This window comes from Trinickia symbiotica (assembly GCF_002934455.1).
GTDB classification, from domain to species: Bacteria; Pseudomonadota; Gammaproteobacteria; order Burkholderiales; family Burkholderiaceae; genus Trinickia; species Trinickia symbiotica.
Genome location: NZ_PTIR01000001.1, coordinates 23349 through 41639 on the forward strand (window position 1 = coordinate 23349; position 18291 = coordinate 41639).

19 protein-coding genes are annotated in these 18291 nt (G+C 61.6%); 6 read left to right on the top strand and 13 right to left on the bottom strand.

Annotated features, from left to right (window positions below; genetic code table 11):
* Positions 1–4: 4 nt before the first annotated feature.
* The 5 genes from B0G57_RS00120 to B0G57_RS00140 form a co-directional block, all read right to left on the bottom strand.
* A complete protein-coding gene (locus tag B0G57_RS00120) occupies positions 5–1144 on the bottom strand; it encodes a Re/Si-specific NAD(P)(+) transhydrogenase subunit alpha (protein ID WP_018438516.1) in 1140 nt (379 codons plus the stop codon).
* 110 nt (positions 1145–1254) lie between these two features.
* Positions 1255–2421, bottom strand: a complete 1167-nt coding sequence (locus B0G57_RS00125; RefSeq protein ID WP_102606762.1) for an acyl-CoA dehydrogenase family protein — start codon at positions 2419–2421, stop codon at positions 1255–1257.
* A 70-nt stretch (positions 2422–2491) separates the two neighbouring features.
* Entirely contained in the window at positions 2492–3436 is a 945-nt protein-coding gene (locus tag B0G57_RS00130; protein ID WP_018438518.1) for an electron transfer flavoprotein subunit alpha/FixB family protein, read from the bottom strand.
* A 15-nt stretch (positions 3437–3451) separates the two neighbouring features.
* Positions 3452–4201, bottom strand: coding sequence for an electron transfer flavoprotein subunit beta/FixA family protein (locus B0G57_RS00135; RefSeq protein WP_018438519.1), 750 nt, complete (start codon positions 4199–4201; stop codon positions 3452–3454).
* A gap of 89 nt (positions 4202–4290) precedes the next feature.
* Positions 4291–5448 carry an enoyl-CoA hydratase/isomerase family protein gene (locus B0G57_RS00140; RefSeq protein WP_083925468.1) on the bottom strand — a complete coding sequence of 386 codons (1158 nt, stop codon included), beginning with the start codon at positions 5446–5448 and terminating at the stop codon, positions 4291–4293.
* 569 nt (positions 5449–6017) lie between these two features.
* On the opposite strand from B0G57_RS00140, the gene B0G57_RS00145 reads away from it, so the two are divergent.
* The 6 genes from B0G57_RS00145 (at position 6018) to B0G57_RS00170 (ending at position 11068) form a co-directional block, all read left to right on the top strand.
* Positions 6018–6932, top strand: a complete 915-nt coding sequence (locus tag B0G57_RS00145; protein ID WP_018438522.1) for an SDR family NAD(P)-dependent oxidoreductase — start codon at positions 6018–6020, stop codon at positions 6930–6932.
* A 21-nt stretch (positions 6933–6953) separates the two neighbouring features.
* Positions 6954–7811 (top strand): MaoC family dehydratase, encoded by an 858-nt coding sequence (locus tag B0G57_RS00150; RefSeq protein WP_018438523.1) that lies wholly within the window; start codon positions 6954–6956, stop codon positions 7809–7811.
* A 121-nt stretch (positions 7812–7932) separates the two neighbouring features.
* Positions 7933–8724, top strand: coding sequence for an enoyl-CoA hydratase/isomerase family protein (locus B0G57_RS00155; protein ID WP_018438525.1), 792 nt, complete (start codon positions 7933–7935; stop codon positions 8722–8724).
* Positions 8725–8791: 67 nt separating this feature from the next.
* Positions 8792–9190 (top strand): nuclear transport factor 2 family protein, encoded by a 399-nt coding sequence (locus B0G57_RS00160; RefSeq protein WP_026229272.1) that lies wholly within the window; start codon positions 8792–8794, stop codon positions 9188–9190.
* Positions 9191–9213: 23 nt separating this feature from the next.
* The gene (locus B0G57_RS00165; protein ID WP_018438527.1) at positions 9214–10164 is read left to right on the top strand and encodes an alpha/beta hydrolase; all 951 of its coding nucleotides are present in this window, start codon (positions 9214–9216) and stop codon (positions 10162–10164) included.
* Between the two features lie 157 nt (positions 10165–10321).
* The gene (locus tag B0G57_RS00170; protein WP_018438528.1) at positions 10322–11068 is read left to right on the top strand and encodes an NADPH-dependent F420 reductase; all 747 of its coding nucleotides are present in this window, start codon (positions 10322–10324) and stop codon (positions 11066–11068) included.
* A 164-nt stretch (positions 11069–11232) separates the two neighbouring features.
* Here B0G57_RS00170 and B0G57_RS00175 read toward each other — a convergent pair whose 3' ends face one another.
* The 8 genes from B0G57_RS00175 to B0G57_RS00210 all read right to left on the bottom strand — a co-directional run bounded on the left by B0G57_RS00175 (position 11233) and on the right by B0G57_RS00210 (position 18272).
* Positions 11233–11418 (bottom strand): Gfo/Idh/MocA family protein, encoded by a 186-nt coding sequence (locus B0G57_RS00175; RefSeq protein WP_018438529.1) that lies wholly within the window; start codon positions 11416–11418, stop codon positions 11233–11235.
* Positions 11419–11521: 103 nt separating this feature from the next.
* Entirely contained in the window at positions 11522–11866 is a 345-nt protein-coding gene (locus tag B0G57_RS00180; protein WP_018438530.1) for a DUF3088 domain-containing protein, read from the bottom strand.
* A 40-nt stretch (positions 11867–11906) separates the two neighbouring features.
* A complete protein-coding gene (locus tag B0G57_RS00185; protein WP_018438531.1) occupies positions 11907–12344 on the bottom strand; it encodes an ExbD/TolR family protein in 438 nt (145 codons plus the stop codon).
* A gap of 1 nt (position 12345) precedes the next feature.
* Positions 12346–13182 carry a MotA/TolQ/ExbB proton channel family protein gene (locus tag B0G57_RS00190; RefSeq protein WP_018438532.1) on the bottom strand — a complete coding sequence of 279 codons (837 nt, stop codon included), beginning with the start codon at positions 13180–13182 and terminating at the stop codon, positions 12346–12348.
* A gap of 64 nt (positions 13183–13246) precedes the next feature.
* Positions 13247–14014, bottom strand: a complete 768-nt coding sequence (locus tag B0G57_RS00195; RefSeq protein WP_018438533.1) for a TonB family protein — start codon at positions 14012–14014, stop codon at positions 13247–13249.
* 60 nt (positions 14015–14074) lie between these two features.
* Positions 14075–15880 carry an amino acid ABC transporter permease/ATP-binding protein gene (locus B0G57_RS32065; protein WP_020565954.1) on the bottom strand — a complete coding sequence of 602 codons (1806 nt, stop codon included), beginning with the start codon at positions 15878–15880 and terminating at the stop codon, positions 14075–14077.
* Positions 15881–15905: 25 nt separating this feature from the next.
* A complete protein-coding gene (locus B0G57_RS00205; RefSeq protein WP_018438535.1) occupies positions 15906–17231 on the bottom strand; it encodes an LLM class flavin-dependent oxidoreductase in 1326 nt (441 codons plus the stop codon).
* Positions 17232–17270: 39 nt separating this feature from the next.
* Positions 17271–18272, bottom strand: coding sequence for an LLM class flavin-dependent oxidoreductase (locus B0G57_RS00210; protein ID WP_018438536.1), 1002 nt, complete (start codon positions 18270–18272; stop codon positions 17271–17273).
* Positions 18273–18291: the final 19 nt, after the last annotated feature.

Genomic DNA, 18291 nt, shown 5'->3' on the forward strand with positions numbered 1-18291 from the left:
TCCGTTATTTGCGGGTCACTTCGCCGTCGCGGCAGAGCAGCGTCGCGGCGACAATGTCGTCTGTCAGGTCGACGGTCAGCGCGCCTTCCTTCGAGATGATCAGCCTTGTGAAATCGAGCACGTTGCGCGCATACAGCGCGGAGGCGTCCGATGCGACCATCGATGCGAGGTTCGTGTAGCCGGCGATGGTCACGCCGTTGTGCACGATCACTTGATCGGCGACCGTCAGCGGGCAGTTGCCTCCCTTCCTTCCGTCGATGTCCGGCCCGCGGCCAGCCGCGAGATCGACGAGCACCGAGCCTGGCTTCATCGACTGGACAGTCTCCACGGAGATCAGAGTGGGCGCGGGGCGCCCGGGGATCAGCGCCGTGGTGATCACAATGTCGGCTTGCTTCGCACGCTCATGCACCAGTTCAGCCTGCCGCGTCAGCCAAGACTGCGGCATCGGCCGAGCATAGCCGCCTACGCCTTGAGCAGCCTCCCGCTCTTCGTCGGTTTCGTACGGGACGTCGAGGAATTTCGCACCGAGCGATTCGATCTGCTCCTTGACCGCCGGGCGTACGTCGGACGCTTCGATCACCGCCCCCAGCCGCTTTGCAGTCGCGATCGCCTGCAAGCCCGCGACGCCTGCGCCGAGAATCAGCATGCGCGCAGCCTTCACGGTGCCCGCCGCCGTCATTAGCATCGGCACGAAGCGCGAATACAACGACGCGGCGACGAGCACTGCCTTGTAGCCCGCAATGTTTGCCTGCGACGACAGCACATCCAGGCTTTGCGCGCGCGTTGTACGCGGCGCCGCTTCGAGAGCGAAGGCGGTCACGCCGGCTGCAGCAAGCTTTTGCGCACTTTCGGCGTTAAATGGATCCAACATGCCGATCAAAACCGCGCCGCGCTTGAGCCAGGACAGTTCCGACTCGGTTGGCGACTGGACTTTGAGAACCAGGTCGCCACTGAAAGCTGTAGCTGCATCAACGATTTCCGCACCAGCAGCAGCAAACGCCTCGTCTTGAAAGCTGGCGGTTGTTCCTGCGCCGCTACCAATGGTGACCCTATGGCCTTGCGCCACGAACTTCCTAACCGTTTCGGGCGTTGCGGCGACGCGTGTTTCGCGCGCATGCGTCTCGGCAGGCACTCCGATGTGCATTGTGTCTCCGTTTCCGTTTTCGTTGGTGAAAATGCATCAGCACTGATCGAGCCGCGAGAGCGGCTCGCCGCCGGTCGAATGGGAAGCTATATAGATGAACTACTCGACGGTTAGTAAGACTTCGGCAATCCGAGGACCTTTTCCCCGATAAAGCTGAGTGCTAACTGAATCGAAATGGGAGCAATACGAGGCAACATTGCTTCGCGGAAATATCGCTCAACGTGATATTCCTTTGCGTACCCCATACCGCCATGCGTCAATACGGCGGTCTCGCAGGCCCGAAACCCCGCCTCCGCACAGAAAAACTTCGCTGCGTTCGCTTCCGCCCCGCAGGATCGTCCTTCGTCGTAGAGAAACGACGCGCGTTGATATAGAAGGGTTGCTGCCTCGAGATCCACCCAGCGCTCGGCCAAAGGATGCTGGATGCCCTGATTCATGCCGATAGGACGGTCGAAGACGACGCGCTCCGCTGCGTATGTCGATGCCCGGCGCAGCGCAGCCTTGCCCAAACCGGTCGCCTCTGCTGCGACAAGGATGCGCTCTGGATTGAGGCCGTGCAGGACATACTCAAATCCCCGCCCCTCCTCGCCAATACGATCCTCCAACGGGATCTCCAGTCCGTCGATAAACAGCTGATTTGAATCCACGGCCTTTCTGCCAAGCTTCTCGATTTCTCGCACTTCGACTTTGCTACGGTCCAAATCCGTATAGAAAAGGCTCAGCCCATGTGTTGCCGCCGCCGCTTCATCAGCGGGGGTCGTGCGCGCAAGAAGCATGATCTTATCGGCGACCTGGGCGGTCGAAATCCAGACCTTCTGACCATTCACAACGTAGCGATCACCTTGACGAACAGCCGCCGTCTTCAGCTTGAGTGTATTCAGGCCCGTATTCGGCTCCGTCACCCCGAAGCACGCTTTGTGATGTCCGTCGATGATCGATGGCAGCCACCGCGCTTTCTGTTCATCCGTGCCATGGACAACGACTGGATGAAGACCGAACACGTTCATATGTATAGCTGATGCCGCCGATAGACCTCCGCCCGAGGCCGCAACGGTCTCCATCATCAGCGCCGCCTCGGTAATGCCCAGCCCTGCGCCACCGAATTGTTCCGGCATCGCTATCCCGAGCCATCCGGCCTTAGCCATGGCCGCATGGAACTCGTGAGGAAACCCCCCATCCCTGTCACGCTTGAGCCAATAGTCATCGTCGAAATATCGACAGATTTCTTCAATGGCGGAGCGTATGGCAATCTGATCGTCAGTAAGAGCAAAGTTCATAAGGGTTTCGTCTTGATGTGGACTTCACATGCCGCCAAACATCGACGCATGCAAGCGCAGCTGCATTTTTCTAACCAAGCTCTTTGACGAGTTCCGGTACGATCGTGAACAAGTCTCCGACCAAGCCATAATCGGTGACGCTGAAAATCGGGGCCTCGGCGTCCTTGTTAATAGCGACGATGATCTTGCTATCCTTCATGCCCGCGAGGTGCTGGATCGCACCAGAAATTCCGACCGCGACATACAGTTGCGGCGCGACAATCTTGCCCGTCTGGCCGACCTGAAAGTCGTTGGGCACGAAGCCCGCATCGACAGCCGCGCGCGATGCTCCGAGCGCCGCATGCAGCTTGTCGGCAAGGGGTTCCAGCACCTGCCTGTAGTTGTCGCCGTTGCCGAGACCTCGACCACCGGAGACGATGATCTTCGCCGACGTCAGCTCGGGACGATCAAGCTTCGTCACTTCACGGCTTACGAACTGCGAGATGCCTGCATCCGCCGCTGCGTCGATGTTCTCCACCGATGCGGTGCCGCCTTCCGCCGCTGCCGCGTCGAAGCCGGTCGTACGCACGGTGATGACCTTGATCGGGTCGGTCGATTGCACCGTCGCAATAGCGTTCCCTGCGTAGATCGGCCGCTCGAATGTGTCCGCGCTGTCCACTGCGGTGATGTCGCTGATTTGTGCGACATCGAGCTTCGCGGCAATACGCGGCGCGATATTTTTACCGTATGCCGTTGCAGGCGCGAGGATGTGCGAATAGTCCTTTGCAATGTTCAGCACCGTTGCCTCGACGTTCTCCGCGAGGCCTTCGGCGAGCTGCGGCGCGTCGGCGAGCAAGACCTTGCTGACGCCCGCGATTGCCGTAGCGGCATTCGCCGCAGCCTGGGCGTTGTGGCCGGCCACCAGCACGTGAATGTCGCCACCGATCCTCTGAGCGGCGGCGATGGTGTGCAATGTCGCGGACTTGATGGATGCGTTGTCGTGTTCTGCCAATACCAGATTAGCCGGTTTCGTCATTTTTCCAGTCCCCTCTCACAACACCTTAGCTTCGTTCTTTAGCTTCCCGACCAGCGTTTTCACGTCCGGCACCGTCACGCCGGCGGAGCGCTTCGGCGGCTCCACAACCTTCAGGGTTTTCAGTCGCGGTGCGACATCGACACCAAGGTCTTGAGGCTTGATCGTTTCGAGTGGCTTCTTTTTCGCCTTCATGATGTTCGGCAGCGTGACGTAGCGCGGCTCGTTCAGGCGCAGGTCTGCCGTGATGAGAGCCGGAAGCGTAAGCGACAGCGTTTCCGCGCCGCCATCCACTTCACGCAACACCGTGGTTTTGCCGTCAGCAACGGTGATTTTCGCCGCGAACGTCGCTTGCGGCAGGTGCGCCAAGGCTGCAAGCATCTGGCCCGTTTGATTCGAATCGTCGTCGATCGCCTGTTTGCCAAGAATGATGAGTTGCGGCTGCTCCTTGTCCACTAACGCCTTCAACAGTTTGGCAACGGCAAGCGGCTGCAGCTCTTCTTCAGACTCGATCAGAACCGCGCGATCTGCGCCGATCGCCAGAGCGGTACGCAGGGTTTCCTGCGATTGAGGTCCCCCTGCGGACACCGCAACCACTTCTGTTGCAATCCCGGCTTCCCTCAGACGAACCGCTTCTTCAGTCGCAATTTCGTCGAAGGGGTTCATTGACATTTTCACGTTTGCGATGTCGACACCCGTGCCGTCTGACTTGACTCGCACTTTGACGTTGTAGTCAACGACCCTCTTGACCGCCACCAGTATTTTCATTTCACATTCCATTCAATGACTTCGATAGATCACTCTGCCCATCCCCCCAAAAGATAGGCCGAGCTTCCGTGCCGCGACCCGATCCTCTCTCATGCCGCGAGCGCCGCTAACGGATGTGGCGCGCAACACGTCCACGGCGAAAAGAACTTGTCCAGAACGGCGGAATTGACGTCTTCAAGCGTAGGAAACATCCAGCGCGGAGCGTTGTCGCCATCAATCACGTGCGCCCTAACCCCCTCGCAAAAATCACCCACCTCTATTGCGCGCATGGTCAGGTCGAATTCCATGCGGCAATTTTCGGCAAGCGTCATTTTCCGTCCGCGCAGCAAAGCTTCACGCATCACGTTCAGCATCAGTGGAGAATGTGCTCGAAGGGAATCAAGCGTTGCTTGAAACCATGCCCGCTTGGCCGCTTCCGACTCACGACGGAACCCATTTGAGAGCGATCCAATGCACTGCTCAACCGAATAATGAGCAGCGAAGTGTTCTCGAATCAACGGCAGGAAAGCCGCCAAGGAGGTGTCCGGAACAACGTCCGATGGAGACACGAATACCTCTCTTAGGCTTTGCCGAAGGTCGCTTGCATCCAGCAGATTTAAGCGCCTTTCAAATCCACGCAGAGACGAACTGGATGCATAGGCGTCGGCAAGACCGCACCCGATCGCATCGGCACCGGTTATCGTTGCTGACGTCAAACCGATATACAGCATCAACTCGACCGGCAGCTTGCCCAGGAACCATGTGGCACCTCCATCCGGAACGAACCCAATGCGTGGTCCGTTTAACTGAAACCTGCTTCGTTCACTGACAATGCGCAGCGACGCGCATTGCACCAAGCCAATGCCGCCCCCTGTTGAAAAGCCGTCCATTACAGCCACCAGCGGCTTCTTCAGTTGCTGGAAGGTAAAAATTAGCCGGTACTCGTCGGCGATAAGCTGACGCCACTTCTTATCGCCTGCCATGGCGGCTAGATACAAGGTCCGAAGGTCGACGCCCGCGCAAAACGTATCGCCCATCCCCATCACGATAACTGCCGCTATGTCTCTGTCGACCCCACAGTGCTCGATGTGAAGCGTCAATTCGCGCACCATTTCTGGCGACAATGTGTTGAGCGCGGACGGTCGATTCAGCGTAATGATCGCCACGCGATTGACCACTCGAAACATCACGGGTAAATCGCTCGATGTGCGCCCCAGGACCCGCGGACCTTCTCGATCAACCGCCGCGATGCATCCAATCTTGCTCATGATCGAACTCCTTGCCGCTCCACGATAACTTTCCGACGAATTCCGTCGCCAAGTCGCTCCTAAACCAAATACTTTCTGTTGTCATCCACGCGGATCCGAGCATCACACCAATCACAGTGCGCGAAACGGGTTGCGCGACCTAGACCATGAGCTTCAGGAGTACTCGAGCTCGGCGGTCGACTGTCACCCCGACTATAGTATGGTTGCAGACGATATGCAAGTATCTGCAATTGTCGGGCGATGGTCGATGTGTGCGACGTGGACCAATGTGGAGACATTGCGTCGGGCTACGGCTTGAAAAGATCGCTTACGGGCGATGTCTGATCGGGAAGCGCGAGCGGCCTTAAACAGCACCGTGCGCGGCTCCTCCGATAGAGGGAGCTCGCATCGCCGCGGCGTCCCGGCGAACGAGCGCTGCGAATGACATCAACTTCGTGGTTGACGCCTCCAAGGTCGCGCTGCATACTTAGTATTGAAGCATACTATAGTCATGCAGTACATTTATCAAAGACTCCCCTGACCCGGGAAGCTTCCGCCTAACCGCAACTTAAAGTCGAGAGCATCTTCCTATGGAACGTCTTCTGGAAGGAAAAGTCATCATCGTCACCGGCGCCGGAGCTGGCGTCGGCAAATGCATTGCCCTTGAAGCGGCTCGCCAAGGCGCGAGCGTTATCGTCAACGATCTCGGCGTCAACATCGACGGTTCGGGAAGCGACACCGGCCCAGCGCACCAGACAGTTAAGGAGATTCAAAGCTTCGGCGGCATAGCGACCGCCAACACGAATAGTGTGGCCGAGTGGGATGCGGCGCAGGCAATCGTGCAACAAGCCATAGACGTATATGGACGTCTCGATGGCATTGTGAACAACGCGGGCAACCTCCGCGACATCATCTTTCACAAGATGAGCGAGGATGATTTCGATGCGGTAATCCGAGTGCATCTGAAGGGCAGTTGGAACATGTCACGTGCCGCCGCCCCGCATTTCAAGGCTCAAGAAGGGGGCGCGTTCGTACACATGACCTCCACATCCGGTTTGATTGGAAATTTCGGGCAAGTCAACTATTGCGCTGCGAAAATGGGCATCGTGGGCATGTCGAAGGCAATCGCGCTGGACATGCAGCGATTCAACGTCCGCTCAAACTGTATCGCTCCGTTCGCTTTCACTCGTATGGTAGGAACCATTCCCACCGACACTCCGGAGGGGATCGAGCGCACGAAGATCAACATGCGCATGGAAGCCGCCAAGATCGCGCCGTTCACCTGCGCGCTTCTTACGGACGGCGCAAAGGACGTCACAGGTCAGATATTCGGGGTGCGTAGCAACGAAATTTATCTGTTCTCGCAGCCTCGCCCTATTCGAACGGCGCACGCCGGCGACGGATGGACCGTCGAGAGTTGTGTCGAGCGCGCTATTCCGATGCTGAGTGGATCGTTCTCTCCCTTAGACCGGTCGCGCGATGTATTCACTTGGGACCCAGTCTGATCTCTGAAGGGACCGTGACCTATGAACCTCGAAAGATTACTTGCCAAGCGGTTTTCGCCGATTGCTCAGCACATTAGCCCGCAGGACTGCATTCTGTATTCGCTCGGCATAGGCATCGGCGCAGCACCCAGTGACAGGAACCATCTGCAGTTCACTTACGAGGATGGGCTAAAAGTATTCCCATCCATGGTTAACGTAATCAGCCATCCAGGGGCTTGGCTCAAGGAACCTGAGCTGGAAGTAGATTGGGTCAAGATTCTGCACGGCGAACAGTCATTCGCGATTCACCGTCCGCTCGAACCGGGGAAGACTTACGTCGGCTCCTATCGCATCAGCGGAGTCATCGATAAAGGGGCCGGCAAGGGTGCCATGCTGTACCTCGAAAAGCAGCTGCGCGAAAAGGATCGCGACGACATCGTCAGCACAGTCACCTCCACATACGTCTTGCGCGGAGACGGGGGGTGCGGGAGCACCATTGCCAACGCTCCACCGGTCCACTCGATCCCGGAGCGTCCAGCAGACTTTGAATGTTCGGTTGATACGCTGCCCCAAGCCGCTCTTATCTACCGCTTGTCGGGTGACTACAACCCGATCCATGCCGACCCTGAACTAGCCAAGAAGGCAGGTTTCGAGCGGCCTATCCTCCACGGACTATGCTCGTTCGGTGTCGCCACGCGCGCCATTTTGCAAACATGCTGTGACAACCGCCCTGAACGGCTACGCGCAATGCAATTGCGTTTCTCCTCGCCGGTTTACCCCGGGGAGACAGTCGTTACCGAAATTTGGCGAGACAGCGAAATCTTCAGTTTTAGGTCGCGTGTAGCGGAGCGCGATGTGGTCGTGCTCAACAACGGGCGCGCCGAAGTCGAAGCAGCGTGATTTCGATCGGCTGTGACCACACACTACGCATCAACAGGCCACCGGCTGCAAGAAGACCTTCAACACTATCGTAACCCGTGCCGTTGCAGCCAGATCTTCCGGTTCGAAAGAGGAACTGAACATGCTCGAATACGTCAAGTTTGCTGTCAACGAACGGGTCGCAACTATCACGTTGGATCGTCCCGAGGCTCGCAATGCCTTAAACCCTGAGCTCACCAGCGAGCTGATTCATAAGGTACGTTTGGCTAGCGCCGACCCAGCGGTCAAATGCATCGTCATCCAGGCAGAAGGTGAAGCCTTTTGCGCTGGGGGAGACCTGAAAGGCTTCAGCGAGCTGCTGTACCTCTCCTCCGAAAGGCGATTCGATGCCTTCGAACAAAAACTCTTGATCGGCAATCGGCTGCCCAAGGTTTTACTCGACTCGCCGAAACCGATCGTCGTTGCCACGCGTGGAGCGGTGGCTGGCGCCGGGCTATCGCTATGCTTGGCGGCTGATTTCGTCATCAGCGCCGAGAGCACGTATTTCATTGCCGCGCACGTGCTCGTTGGTTTGTCGTTGGACTGTGGTCTGAGTGGGATGCTTACGGCAGCGATGGGCATAAAGGCTGCGAAGCGGCTCGCGCTCCTCGGAGAGCGGCTTGATGCAAAGCTGGCCATGGATTTGGGCATTGTCACGCAAGTAGTAAGTGAATCGGAGCTACAAGACGCAACCCAAAAGCTAGTGCGGCGCCTAGCCGCAGGGCCCGCCACCGCCATGGCCAAAACAAAGGCTCTTCTCAACCGTGCTGCCTACGGCAGTTTTGACGACCAGTTGGCCCAGGAAGCGACGGCCATTGCTCACTGTGCCGCCACTGACGACTTGCGCAAGGGCGTCGAGGCAGCGTTGGGAAAGCAACGTAGCAACTTCGACTGAATGTTAGTGCACACGGCATGCCTTCTGTCGAGCCCCCTGCAACATATATCTGCGAGCGTCGAACAACATGCCCAGTAATGAGCTTGATGCAAACAAACAAACAGCACTTCGCTTTCTTGCACTTGCCTTCGAAATGAAAATGCAGGAAGCGATCTCGTTGCTCACCGATGATGCAACCTGGTGGGTCATCGGCGACCCTGAGCGCGTAAAGGTCGCGGGCCCCAAGGATGCTGCACGAACGCGTCGCATGATGACCAATATGCATCGAGTGTTACCGAACGGAATGGAGCACCGAGTACTTGGCCTCACTGCCGAAGGTGATCGAGTCGCCGTTGAGTTGGAAGCGGAAGGCGAGTGGCACGATGGCCGAACGTATCGCAATCGGTACCACTTCCTGGTTCAGATTCGCGATAACAAGGTGTCGTCCATTCGCGAGTACATGGATCCGATGCAGATTCCGGTCTAGCAAAACCTTTGAAGGAGAAATCCATGCCGGTTGACCCTCGTGTGCAAGAACTTCTCGACGCCATGGCCGCCGCCGGTGTACCAAAGGTCGGCAGCATTTCTGTCGCTGCGCTTCGAGAGCTCACGCGGAGCCTCAGCGCTCGCGCGTTGCATGGGCCAGAGCTTTGTAGCGTCAAAGACTGCACTGTGCCCGCCGCAAACAGGGCAATTGCCGTCAAGAAGTACCTGCCTTGCGAGCAGCCTTCCGCGCTAATGGTTTATTACCACGGTGGGGGCTGGACCGTAGGGACGCTTGAGGACTACGATGCGGTCCTCCGAAAACTGACCACTCGCACAAACTGCGCGATCATCTCGGTCGACTACCGGCTCGCTCCTGAACACCCGTTTCCCGCCGCTGTTGACGATGCTTACGCTGCGTTGTGCTGGGCGGCAAACAACATGGAAGGCATCGCCGGGAAGACGGTGCCGGTCATCGTGGCGGGCGATAGTGCGGGCGGTAACCTTGCCGCAGTAGTGTCGCAACTTGCTCGAGATGCCGCGGGACCGATAGTCTCCGCGCAGGTTCTCGTCTATCCGAGCGTCGCCGGCGACATCGACTCCGAATCTATGCGTAAGTTCGAGCCACCGTTTCTGACTCGAGATGAGATCGCATGGTTTTTTGACCAATATATCCCGGAAAAAACACAGCGGCGAGACCCGCGGTTCGCACCTTTGTATGCTGATGATCTGCGCAACCTGCCGCCGGCGTTCGTGCTTACTGCCGAATATGACTTGCTATGCGCAGAGGGTGAGCAATATGCGCAGAGGCTTTCCCAAGCCAACGTTCCCACGCGCGTCAAGCGTTACGACGGCACGATCCACGGGTTTCTCACGATGGACGGGGGCTTGCAGCACTCCGTTAGCGCAATGGAGGACATTGCCGACTTCGTCACAATGATCGTTCAGGCGTCACCCGCGCCCACCGCCTGGCAATGACCACCCCACTCCCCTTGGTCGACAATCACGCATTGGCGTCGCGGGGAGGTTCAGCCGCTTGCTCGCGCCTCGATTCCGCCCATTCGACTAACGACGCAATCGAGGGCCGCAGTGCAAAGCCGCTTTTTTGACAAACGCAGAAACTCAAGGAGTTCTCGTGAAGATTGGAATCATCGGAATCGGTAACATTGGCGGCACCATCGCACGCAAGATGAAAGCCGGAGGGCATGAGGTATATGTCGCAAACGCAGATGGCGTGGAAGGTGTGCGCAAATTTGCTGACGAGATCGGCGCAAAAGCGGCGGATCTATACGGGGCGGTCGCTGGCGCCGACGTCGTCGTCCTTTCCATCCCGCTGCCAGCAATGAGCGAACTTCCGTCCGATCTGTTCGATGCCGTGCCGCAGGACGTACCCGTTGTCGACACCAGCAATTACTATCCGGGCCTGCGTGACGCCCGGATTCCCGAGCTTGACGACGGGATGACGGAAAGCGTTTGGGTTTCCAGGCAACTCGGGCGGCCCGTGATCAAGGCGTTCAACAATGTGTTGGCATACTCGCTCCAGAAGCTTGGGCTGCCGGAAGGCCATCCGGGCCGTTTAGCCATGGCCGTCGCCGGGGACGACCCTCGATCGAAGCAGATCGTTATGTCACTCGTCAACCAGGCTGGTTTTGACCCGATCGATGCCGGCTCACTCGAGGATTCGTGGCGCCAACAGCCCTCCACGCCGGCGTATTGCTGCGACTATGATGCGAAAACGATGCGCCGAGCACTCGCCGCTGCAATCAAAGGGCAAGCCGCAGAAAAGCGTGACCAGATGCCAGAGCATTTTGCGAAGCTGGGGGCAAACCCCAGCCACGAGGACGTGGTCGCAATGAACCGTTCGCTGAGTCCGTTGAAGTAGCGGCGAACCGGCCCTGGCCTCCGCTCGCGGGCCGGGCTGTTACCCTAACCCGCGATTGCTACGGCAGGCCGGTATTCCACTTGGTGATTCGTGTGTACCCCTGGCAAACCGTTTTGGCCATGCCCGGTTCAATGCGGAGAAACCATTGCGCCGGCATCACGGTGTCACGTGCCACGCAGGTCCGGCGCACCGATCTGCGCGTCGACGAGCGATGCCCCGCTGGCGAAAATTCGCGCCGGCGCACCGCCCATCAACCAACAGGCAGTATCGAAGTCGTGGATCATCATATCCCGATACAAGCCGCCCGATACCTCGATGTACGACAACGGCGGCGGCGCCGGATCCGCCATCGGCCTCGACTCTGGCGAAAAGTGCCAGTTCCGTGTATGCCGGCCCTCGGCGCACTAGAGCTCCACCGGAGTTGTTGCACAACAGACCGGACGTGCTGCCGTATCAATGCACCTTCGGAAAGCCGTAACGCGCGGCCAGCAGCTCGAGAATCCGGTTCGTATCGGTGATGAAGCGCTTGTCGCCGAGGGCCTGAGCGTCGTCTGGGATCGGATGCTCATCGCCGAACACCAGGGTCGGCAAACTCTGATGCGCTTCGTCGAGCGCGGCGATCACATCGGGCCTCGGCCGCGCGAACGGCACGCGCTTGATATCGAGCCGTACGGTGCGCGCAGGGTCGCTCGCGAGCAGCCCTTCGATCGGCGCGCTATGCGGGCAGATAAAACGTTCGCCCGGATGAGCGGGATCGGTAAAGCCCGGTTCAAGCAGCAACAGCAGGTCTCGACTCATGGTTCGAAATAACTCCTCTCAGATGTTGATTGGCGAGACGTCAATGCGCTTGCGGCGGCTCGGAAACGAGCGCCACCTTCGCGTAGCCCGCGTCGTTGATTTGCCCCATCGTCGCGACGACCTTGCCGTACGGCAGCGACTGGTCGCCGCGCAGATAGATGCGCCGCTCGCGATCGCCGCCCGATGCCTGCGCGAGCGCCGGCACGAGCGCCTGGTCGCTGACCGCCGTCTTGTCGACGTACACCTGGCCGTGCGCGTCGAGACTGACCGCGATCGGCGGCTTTTCTTCGTTGAGCGGCTTCGCATTGCTCGTCGGCAGATCGACCTTCACGCCGGACGCCATCAGCGGTGCCGCGACCATGAACACGATCAGGAGCACCAGCATCACGTCGACAAGCGGCGTCACGTTGATCTCGCTGACTGGCGCGCCGAACGCGGCGCCCGGCCGATGACCCGGATTTCGCAGTCGCGCACCCATGTCAGGCTCCGCTCACGGCCGCGCCACCGTTGACGAACGCCGCGTGCGCGGCGGCCACGCCGCTGCCGGCATGCGCGTTGCGCGCGCCGCCGCCGCCCGGGTTCACGCCGGGCGCGCCGGCGGCATGCGCAAGCCGCGCCTCACCCGCTTCGAGCGCGCGCGACAGCTCGACCTCGACGATGCCCGCGAGGGTGCCGAGACGGTTTGCATACGCGCCGAGATCGCCCGATGCGCGGTTGTACGCCACCACTGCGGGAATCGCGGCGGCCAGCCCGAGCGCCGTGGCGAACAGCGCCTCCGAAATGCCCGGCGCGACCACGGCGAGGCTCGTGCTGTTGGTCGAGGCGATGCCCTGGAACGAGTTGATGATCCCCCACACCGTGCCGAACAGCCCGACGAACGGCGCTACCGAGCCGACCGTCGCGAGCAGCTGCAAGCCGCGCTGCAGCTGCTCGATTTCGACGCCGGCGGCGATCTGCGCGACGCGCGCGATGCGCTCCTTCAGCGCGTCTCGCGCGGCGGGCGTATGCGTCAATTGCGCGGCGTGGCTGCGGTCCCATTCAGCGGCGATCGCGGTTTGGACCCGCGCGAACGGGTCGGCCGGCTCCTTCGCGAGCGCCTCGGACAGCGCGGCGAGTCCGTCAGGCTGCGCGAGCGCGGTCTGCCAGCGCGCGGCGCGGGCGCGCAGTTCGCGAAAGCGCCACAGCTTGTCGGCGATGACCGCCCAGCTCGCGAGCGAGGCGAGCGCAAGCAGCACCATGACGATCTTGACGATTGCGTCGGCCTGCAAAAAAAGCCCCCACGGGGACAAGTGCTGCGCGATTTGAACAGTGCTCATGAAGTGAAGTCCTCAACGATGATGCGTGGCAGGCCGTTGGACGGTTGTTTGGTCGGTTGGTCGGTTAATCGGCCTGATAAACGATGGCGCCCTGCAGCACATACGACGAGCCGCCCAGATCGGGCAAGCGCGGGAACGGCGCAGCGGCGCGGATGGCGTCGTTCGCAGCGGCGTCGAGCGTTGCGTCGCCGGACGAATGCAGTTCGCAGTGCAGAAGCGACCCGTCGGGCGCGAGCGTCAGCCGGTAGCCGACGCGTCCCTCCAGGTGGTTGAAGCGCGCGATGCGCGGATAGTGCGCGGCGGCGCTGCTGTTGATGCGCTGGAACACCTGGTTCACGTAATCGGAGGGAATGCCCTCCTGGCCGATCACGCGCGACGCCGGGGGAGCGGACGGCGCGGCCACGGGCGCAGGCGTGGCCGATTGCGCGGGCGGCGCGGCGGCGATCTGCGCGGTCTCGGCCGGCGCGGCCACCATTCGCGGCTGCGGCGCGGGCGCGCTGCGCAAAGGCTGCGGCACGACACGTGGCACGCTGCGATGGACCGGCTCGGGCTGGGCGCGGGGCACTTCCTTGAGCGGCTCCACCTTCGGCGGCACAATTTTCAGGGGCTGCGGCGCGGGCCGCTCCAGCACCAGCGTGACCACCTTCTCGGACGGCGCGCTCTTCGGCACATACGAGGACCAGGCGACCAGCGCCGCGACCGCGGCGGCGTGCAGCGCGACTGATGCCAGCAGGCCGCGCCGACCGCGCCACGGCGAGGGCTCGGGCCGCGCGGGCGCATACGCGGAAGGCGGTAACGGCCACAAGAGAGCGGAAGACTCGAGCGTGCTCATAAATGATTCCTTTACGCGGACGATCAGGTTCAGTAGTTCGGCAACCCGGGCGGATCGGTGTCAGAGCACCTTCGACAAAAATTCCCGCGTGCGAGGATGCTCCGGCGCCCCCAGCACCTTCCCCGGCGAGCCGGACTCGACGATGCGGCCACGATCCATGAACACGATCGTGTCGGCCACTTCGCGCGCAAAGCCGATCTCGTGCGTGACGATGACGAGCGTCGTGCCCGACCGGGCCAACTGGCGGATCACGTCGAGCACTTCGGTGACGAGCTCAGGATCGAGCGCGGAAGTCGGTTCGTCGAACAGCAGGACCTTCGGCTTGAGCGCAAGTGCGCGGGCAATCGCGACACGCTGTTGCTGGCCGCCCGACAGCTGGCGCGGCCAGGCATCGGGCTTGTCAACGAGACCGACGCGCGCCAGCAACTCGCGCGCGAGCTGCTCGGCATCGGCGCGCGGCACCCCGGCGGCGATCGGCGCTTCGACGACGTTCTCGAGTACATTCAAGTGCGGAAACAGGTTGAAGCCCTGGAACACCATGCCGACCTCGACACGCCGCGCGAGGATGTCCTTCTCCTTGAGCTCGTAAAGCGTGCGACCCTCGCGGCGGTAGCCGACCAGTTCGCCGTCGATGTCGATGAAGCCGTCGTCGACGCGCTCCAGATGGTTGATCGAGCGCAGCAGCGTCGACTTGCCCGAGCCCGATTTTCCGAGTATCACGGTGACGCTGCCCGATGGCACCGTCAGCGAAATATCGTCGAGCACTTGGTGCGTGCCGAAACGCTTCGACACGCGATGGATGCGTACCGCGCCACCGGTGCGGCGCTCGGCCCAGCGGGCCGCGTCCGCGGCGTCGTTCGCCGGCGCGGTCCTCTCCGGCTGCGCGGCCTCTGGCGGATTCGCCAGCGCGGCTCGGCGGCCCAGCCAGCCCGCGAAAACTGCGCCGAGGCGGGAGCGAGCCGGATTGCGAGTGGCGCCGCGCGCGAAATAGCGTTCGACGTGCACCTGAATCGCGGACAGCACCGTCAGGATGATCAGATACCAAACGGTCGCGACCATCAGCAGCGGAATCACTTCGAGGTTGCGGTGATAGATGATCTGCACGGTGTAGAACAGCTCTGGCATCGCGAGCACATAGACGACCGAGGTACCCTTCGCGAGGCCGATCACGTCGTTGAATGCGGTCGGCAGAATCGAGCGCATCGCCTGAGGCAGCACGATGCGCCACGCTTGCCGGCCGCGCGGCAGGCCGAGTGCCGCAGCCGCCTCGAGCTGTCCCTGATCGACCGACAGAATCCCGCCGCGAATAACCTCCGACGAGAACGCCGCGTGATTGAGCGCAAGCCCGAGCACGGCGGCGAGGAACGGTCCGATCAGTTCGGTGGTCGGCTGCTCGAAGAACGTGATGTGCGTGAACGGCACGCCGAGCCACACGTGCTCGTACAGATAGCCGAGATTGTTGAGGATCAGGAGCAGCACGATCAGCGGGATCGAGCGGAACACCCAGACGAACGCCCACGCGCACGCCGCGAGCAAGGGCGAATGCGATACGCGCGCGAGCGCCACCGGCACCCCGAGCAGGAAGCCGAAGCTCGCGCCGAGCGCGGTCAGCAGCAGCGTGCGGCCGAGCCCCGACAGCACCGGCTCAGCAAAGAACCATTGCGCAAACACGCCCCAGCCCCAGCGCGGATTGCCGAGCACCGAGCTGCCGACGATCACGATCAGCGCAATTGCGAGCAGCGTGCCTGCCGTGCGCGCGCGATTGCGCGAGGGCACGATCCGGTAGTGCGCGTAGTCGTCGGGCTGGCGCGCGTCGGCGCCGAGCAGATGGGCCGGCGCGGTGGTGTGCAGCAGGGAATCGCTCATGAACCGCTCCTTCTCGCGCGCGCCGTCAGGCCGTTTCCGCGAGCGCGTAGCGGCTTTCGCGTCGCGGCAGGCCGAGGTGATCGCGCAGCGTCTTGCCGGCCGGCGAGCGGCTGTAGCGGCCACGCGCTTCGAGCACCGGCAGCACGTGCGCGATGAAATCGTCGAGCCCCTGGGCCTGGACCGGGAAGCCGAGAATGAAACCGTCGGCGGCGCCCGCGTCGAGCCAGCGGATTAGCTTGTCGGCGATCTGCTCGCCCGTGCCGACAAACTGCGAGCGCGGCGTCGCGACGTTGAGCGCGACCTCGCGCAAGGTCAGGCCGTCCTTGCGCGCATCGGCCTTGATGCGGTCGGTGGTCGAGCGGAAGCTGTTCTTGCCGAGATCGCCGAGCTCGGGGAACGGCGCGTCGAGCGGATATTGCGTGAAATCGTGGTGATCGAAAAAGCGCCCGAGATAGGCCAGCGCCTCGTCGACGGAGAGCAGATTGCGGATCGCGTCGTGCTTCGCCTCGGCCTCTTCAGCGCTCGCGCCGACGATCGGCCCGATGCCCGGATAGATCTTCACGTCGTCGGCCGAGCGGCCATGCTCGACCGCGCTTTGCCGCACGCGCTCCCGGAACTCGCGGTTCTCTTCGAGCGACGGCGAATGCGTGAACACCGCATCCGCGTATTTGCCTGCGAGCGCGATGCCGGCGTCCGACGAGCCCGCCTGGAAGATCACCGGCTGCCCCTGCGGCGAGCGCTGGATATTGAGCGGCCCCGCCACCTGGAAGAATTTGCCTTCGTGATTGAGCGTGTGCAGCTTGTCGCGATCGAAAAAGCGGCCGCTCTCGCGGTCGCGCACGAACGCGTCGTCGTCCCAGCTGTCCCACAGGCCCTGCGTGACGCTCAGATATTCGTCGGCGATCTCGTAGCGCAGCGCGTGATCGGGATGTGAGCCTCCATAGTTCTTAGCGGTCCCTTCGAGCGGCGTGGTCACGACGTTCCAGCCCGCGCGCCCGCCGCTGATCAGATCGAGCGAGGCGAACTGGCGCGCGACCGTGAACGGATCGCTGTACGACGTCGAGACGGTGCCGGCCAGACCGATCGTCTTCGTGACGGTGGCAAGCGCCGAGAGGATCGAGATCGGCTCGAAACGGTTCAGGAAGTGCGGTATCGACTTCTCGTTGATGTAAAGACCATCGGCCACGAAGCCGAAGGCGAAGCCATGCGCCTCGGCCTTCTGCGCAATGCCGACCATGAAATCGATGTTGACGCTCGCATCAGCCGGCCCGGCCGGATGCTTCCATGCGTTCATATGGCCGCCCGGGCCGTGCAGCATGATGCCGAAATTGATGTTGCGCTGAGTAGACATGGTCGAGTCCTGGTAGCGGGTATTGGGGCTGAACGGAATTCAAAGCGCCGCGGCGTGGACCGCGCCGGCCAGCAGCTCGACCGATGCGAGCCGCAATGAGTAGTCAGTCACCGGCGAATCGATCACGAACTCGTCGATGCCATAGCGCGCTTGCAACGCGTCGAGCTGCGCTCGCACCGCGTCCGGCGTGCCCGCGATCACGTGCGGGCGCGTTTCGTCGAGGCGGTAGTCGGTGATGCCGGCTTGCCGCGCGAATTCCGCGGCGACTTCCGGGCTCGGCAGATTGACGCTCTGCCCGCTCGCGAAGCGCATCTTGAAGATACGCAGCGGTCCGATCTGACATTCGGCCTCGGCCTGCGACGCCGCCGCGAACGCAAAGAGCGCGAGCAGCGGCGCGCGTCCGGTGGCACTGCGAAAGGTGTCAAGCGAGCGCTCGATGTTCGCCTCGTCGCCGTTAAAATGCCCGGCGTAGCAGAAGTCCCAGCCGTAACGCGCCGCGAGCGCCGCGCTTTCCGGGCTGCCGCCGAGCACGATGCGCTGCGGCGCCTCCGGCGGCACCGGCAGTGCGAGGGCGCCGGCGAGTGGATGATCCTCGGCGACACCCAATTTCAAGAACGCGTCGAGCTCGGCCAACTGATGCTCGAAGTCCGACTTCTTTGTCTTGTCGTGGAACCATTGCAGCGCGCGCGTCGTCAGCGGCAGGCCACCAGGCGCCTTTCCGACGCCGAGATCAACGCGGCCCGGCGCGAGCGCCGCGAGCACCTTGAACGTTTCGGCCACCTTGAACGGGCTGTAGTGCTGCAGCATTACGCCGCCGGAGCCAACGCGGATGCGCGACGTATGCGCGAGCACGTGCGAGACAACGATTTCCGGCGCGGAACTCGCGAGCCCTGGTGCACCGTGATGTTCGGCGAGCCAGAAACGTCGGTAGCCGAGCGCCTCGGCGCGCTGAGCGAGTCGCACGGAAAAGCGCAGCGCATCGTGCGCGTTTGACCCTTCCGCGAGCGGGCTTTTGTCGAGAATCGAAAGCGAATAGGACATGGAATGAAATCCAAATTGC

Bases quoted from the DNA above. Each gene is read 5' to 3' on its own strand.
- B0G57_RS00195 (WP_018438533.1), bottom strand. From the start codon at position 14,014: ATGAGCACGCTCGAGTCTTCCGCTCTCTTGTGGCCGTTACCGCCTTCC.
- B0G57_RS00175 (WP_018438529.1), bottom strand. From the start codon at position 11,418: ATGGCGGATCCGGCGCCGCCGCCGTTGTCGTACATCGAGGTATCGGGC.
- B0G57_RS00210 (WP_018438536.1), bottom strand. From the start codon at position 18,272: ATGTCCTATTCGCTTTCGATTCTCGACAAAAGCCCGCTCGCGGAAGGG.
- B0G57_RS00180 (WP_018438530.1), bottom strand. From the start codon at position 11,866: ATGAGTCGAGACCTGCTGTTGCTGCTTGAACCGGGCTTTACCGATCCC.
- B0G57_RS00135 (WP_018438519.1), bottom strand. From the start codon at position 4,201: ATGAAAATACTGGTGGCGGTCAAGAGGGTCGTTGACTACAACGTCAAA.
- B0G57_RS00155 (WP_018438525.1), top strand. From the start codon at position 7,933: ATGCTCGAATACGTCAAGTTTGCTGTCAACGAACGGGTCGCAACTATC.
- B0G57_RS00120 (WP_018438516.1), bottom strand. From the start codon at position 1,144: ATGCACATCGGAGTGCCTGCCGAGACGCATGCGCGCGAAACACGCGTC.
- B0G57_RS00205 (WP_018438535.1), bottom strand. From the start codon at position 17,231: ATGTCTACTCAGCGCAACATCAATTTCGGCATCATGCTGCACGGCCCG.
- B0G57_RS00140 (WP_083925468.1), bottom strand. From the start codon at position 5,448: ATGAGCAAGATTGGATGCATCGCGGCGGTTGATCGAGAAGGTCCGCGG.
- B0G57_RS00190 (WP_018438532.1), bottom strand. From the start codon at position 13,182: ATGAGCACTGTTCAAATCGCGCAGCACTTGTCCCCGTGGGGGCTTTTT.
- B0G57_RS00150 (WP_018438523.1), top strand. From the start codon at position 6,954: ATGAACCTCGAAAGATTACTTGCCAAGCGGTTTTCGCCGATTGCTCAG.
- B0G57_RS00130 (WP_018438518.1), bottom strand. From the start codon at position 3,436: ATGACGAAACCGGCTAATCTGGTATTGGCAGAACACGACAACGCATCC.
- B0G57_RS00145 (WP_018438522.1), top strand. From the start codon at position 6,018: ATGGAACGTCTTCTGGAAGGAAAAGTCATCATCGTCACCGGCGCCGGA.
- B0G57_RS00165 (WP_018438527.1), top strand. From the start codon at position 9,214: ATGCCGGTTGACCCTCGTGTGCAAGAACTTCTCGACGCCATGGCCGCC.
- B0G57_RS32065 (WP_020565954.1), bottom strand. From the start codon at position 15,880: ATGAGCGATTCCCTGCTGCACACCACCGCGCCGGCCCATCTGCTCGGC.
- B0G57_RS00185 (WP_018438531.1), bottom strand. From the start codon at position 12,344: ATGGGTGCGCGACTGCGAAATCCGGGTCATCGGCCGGGCGCCGCGTTC.
- B0G57_RS00160 (WP_026229272.1), top strand. From the start codon at position 8,792: ATGCCCAGTAATGAGCTTGATGCAAACAAACAAACAGCACTTCGCTTT.
- B0G57_RS00125 (WP_102606762.1), bottom strand. From the start codon at position 2,421: ATGAACTTTGCTCTTACTGACGATCAGATTGCCATACGCTCCGCCATT.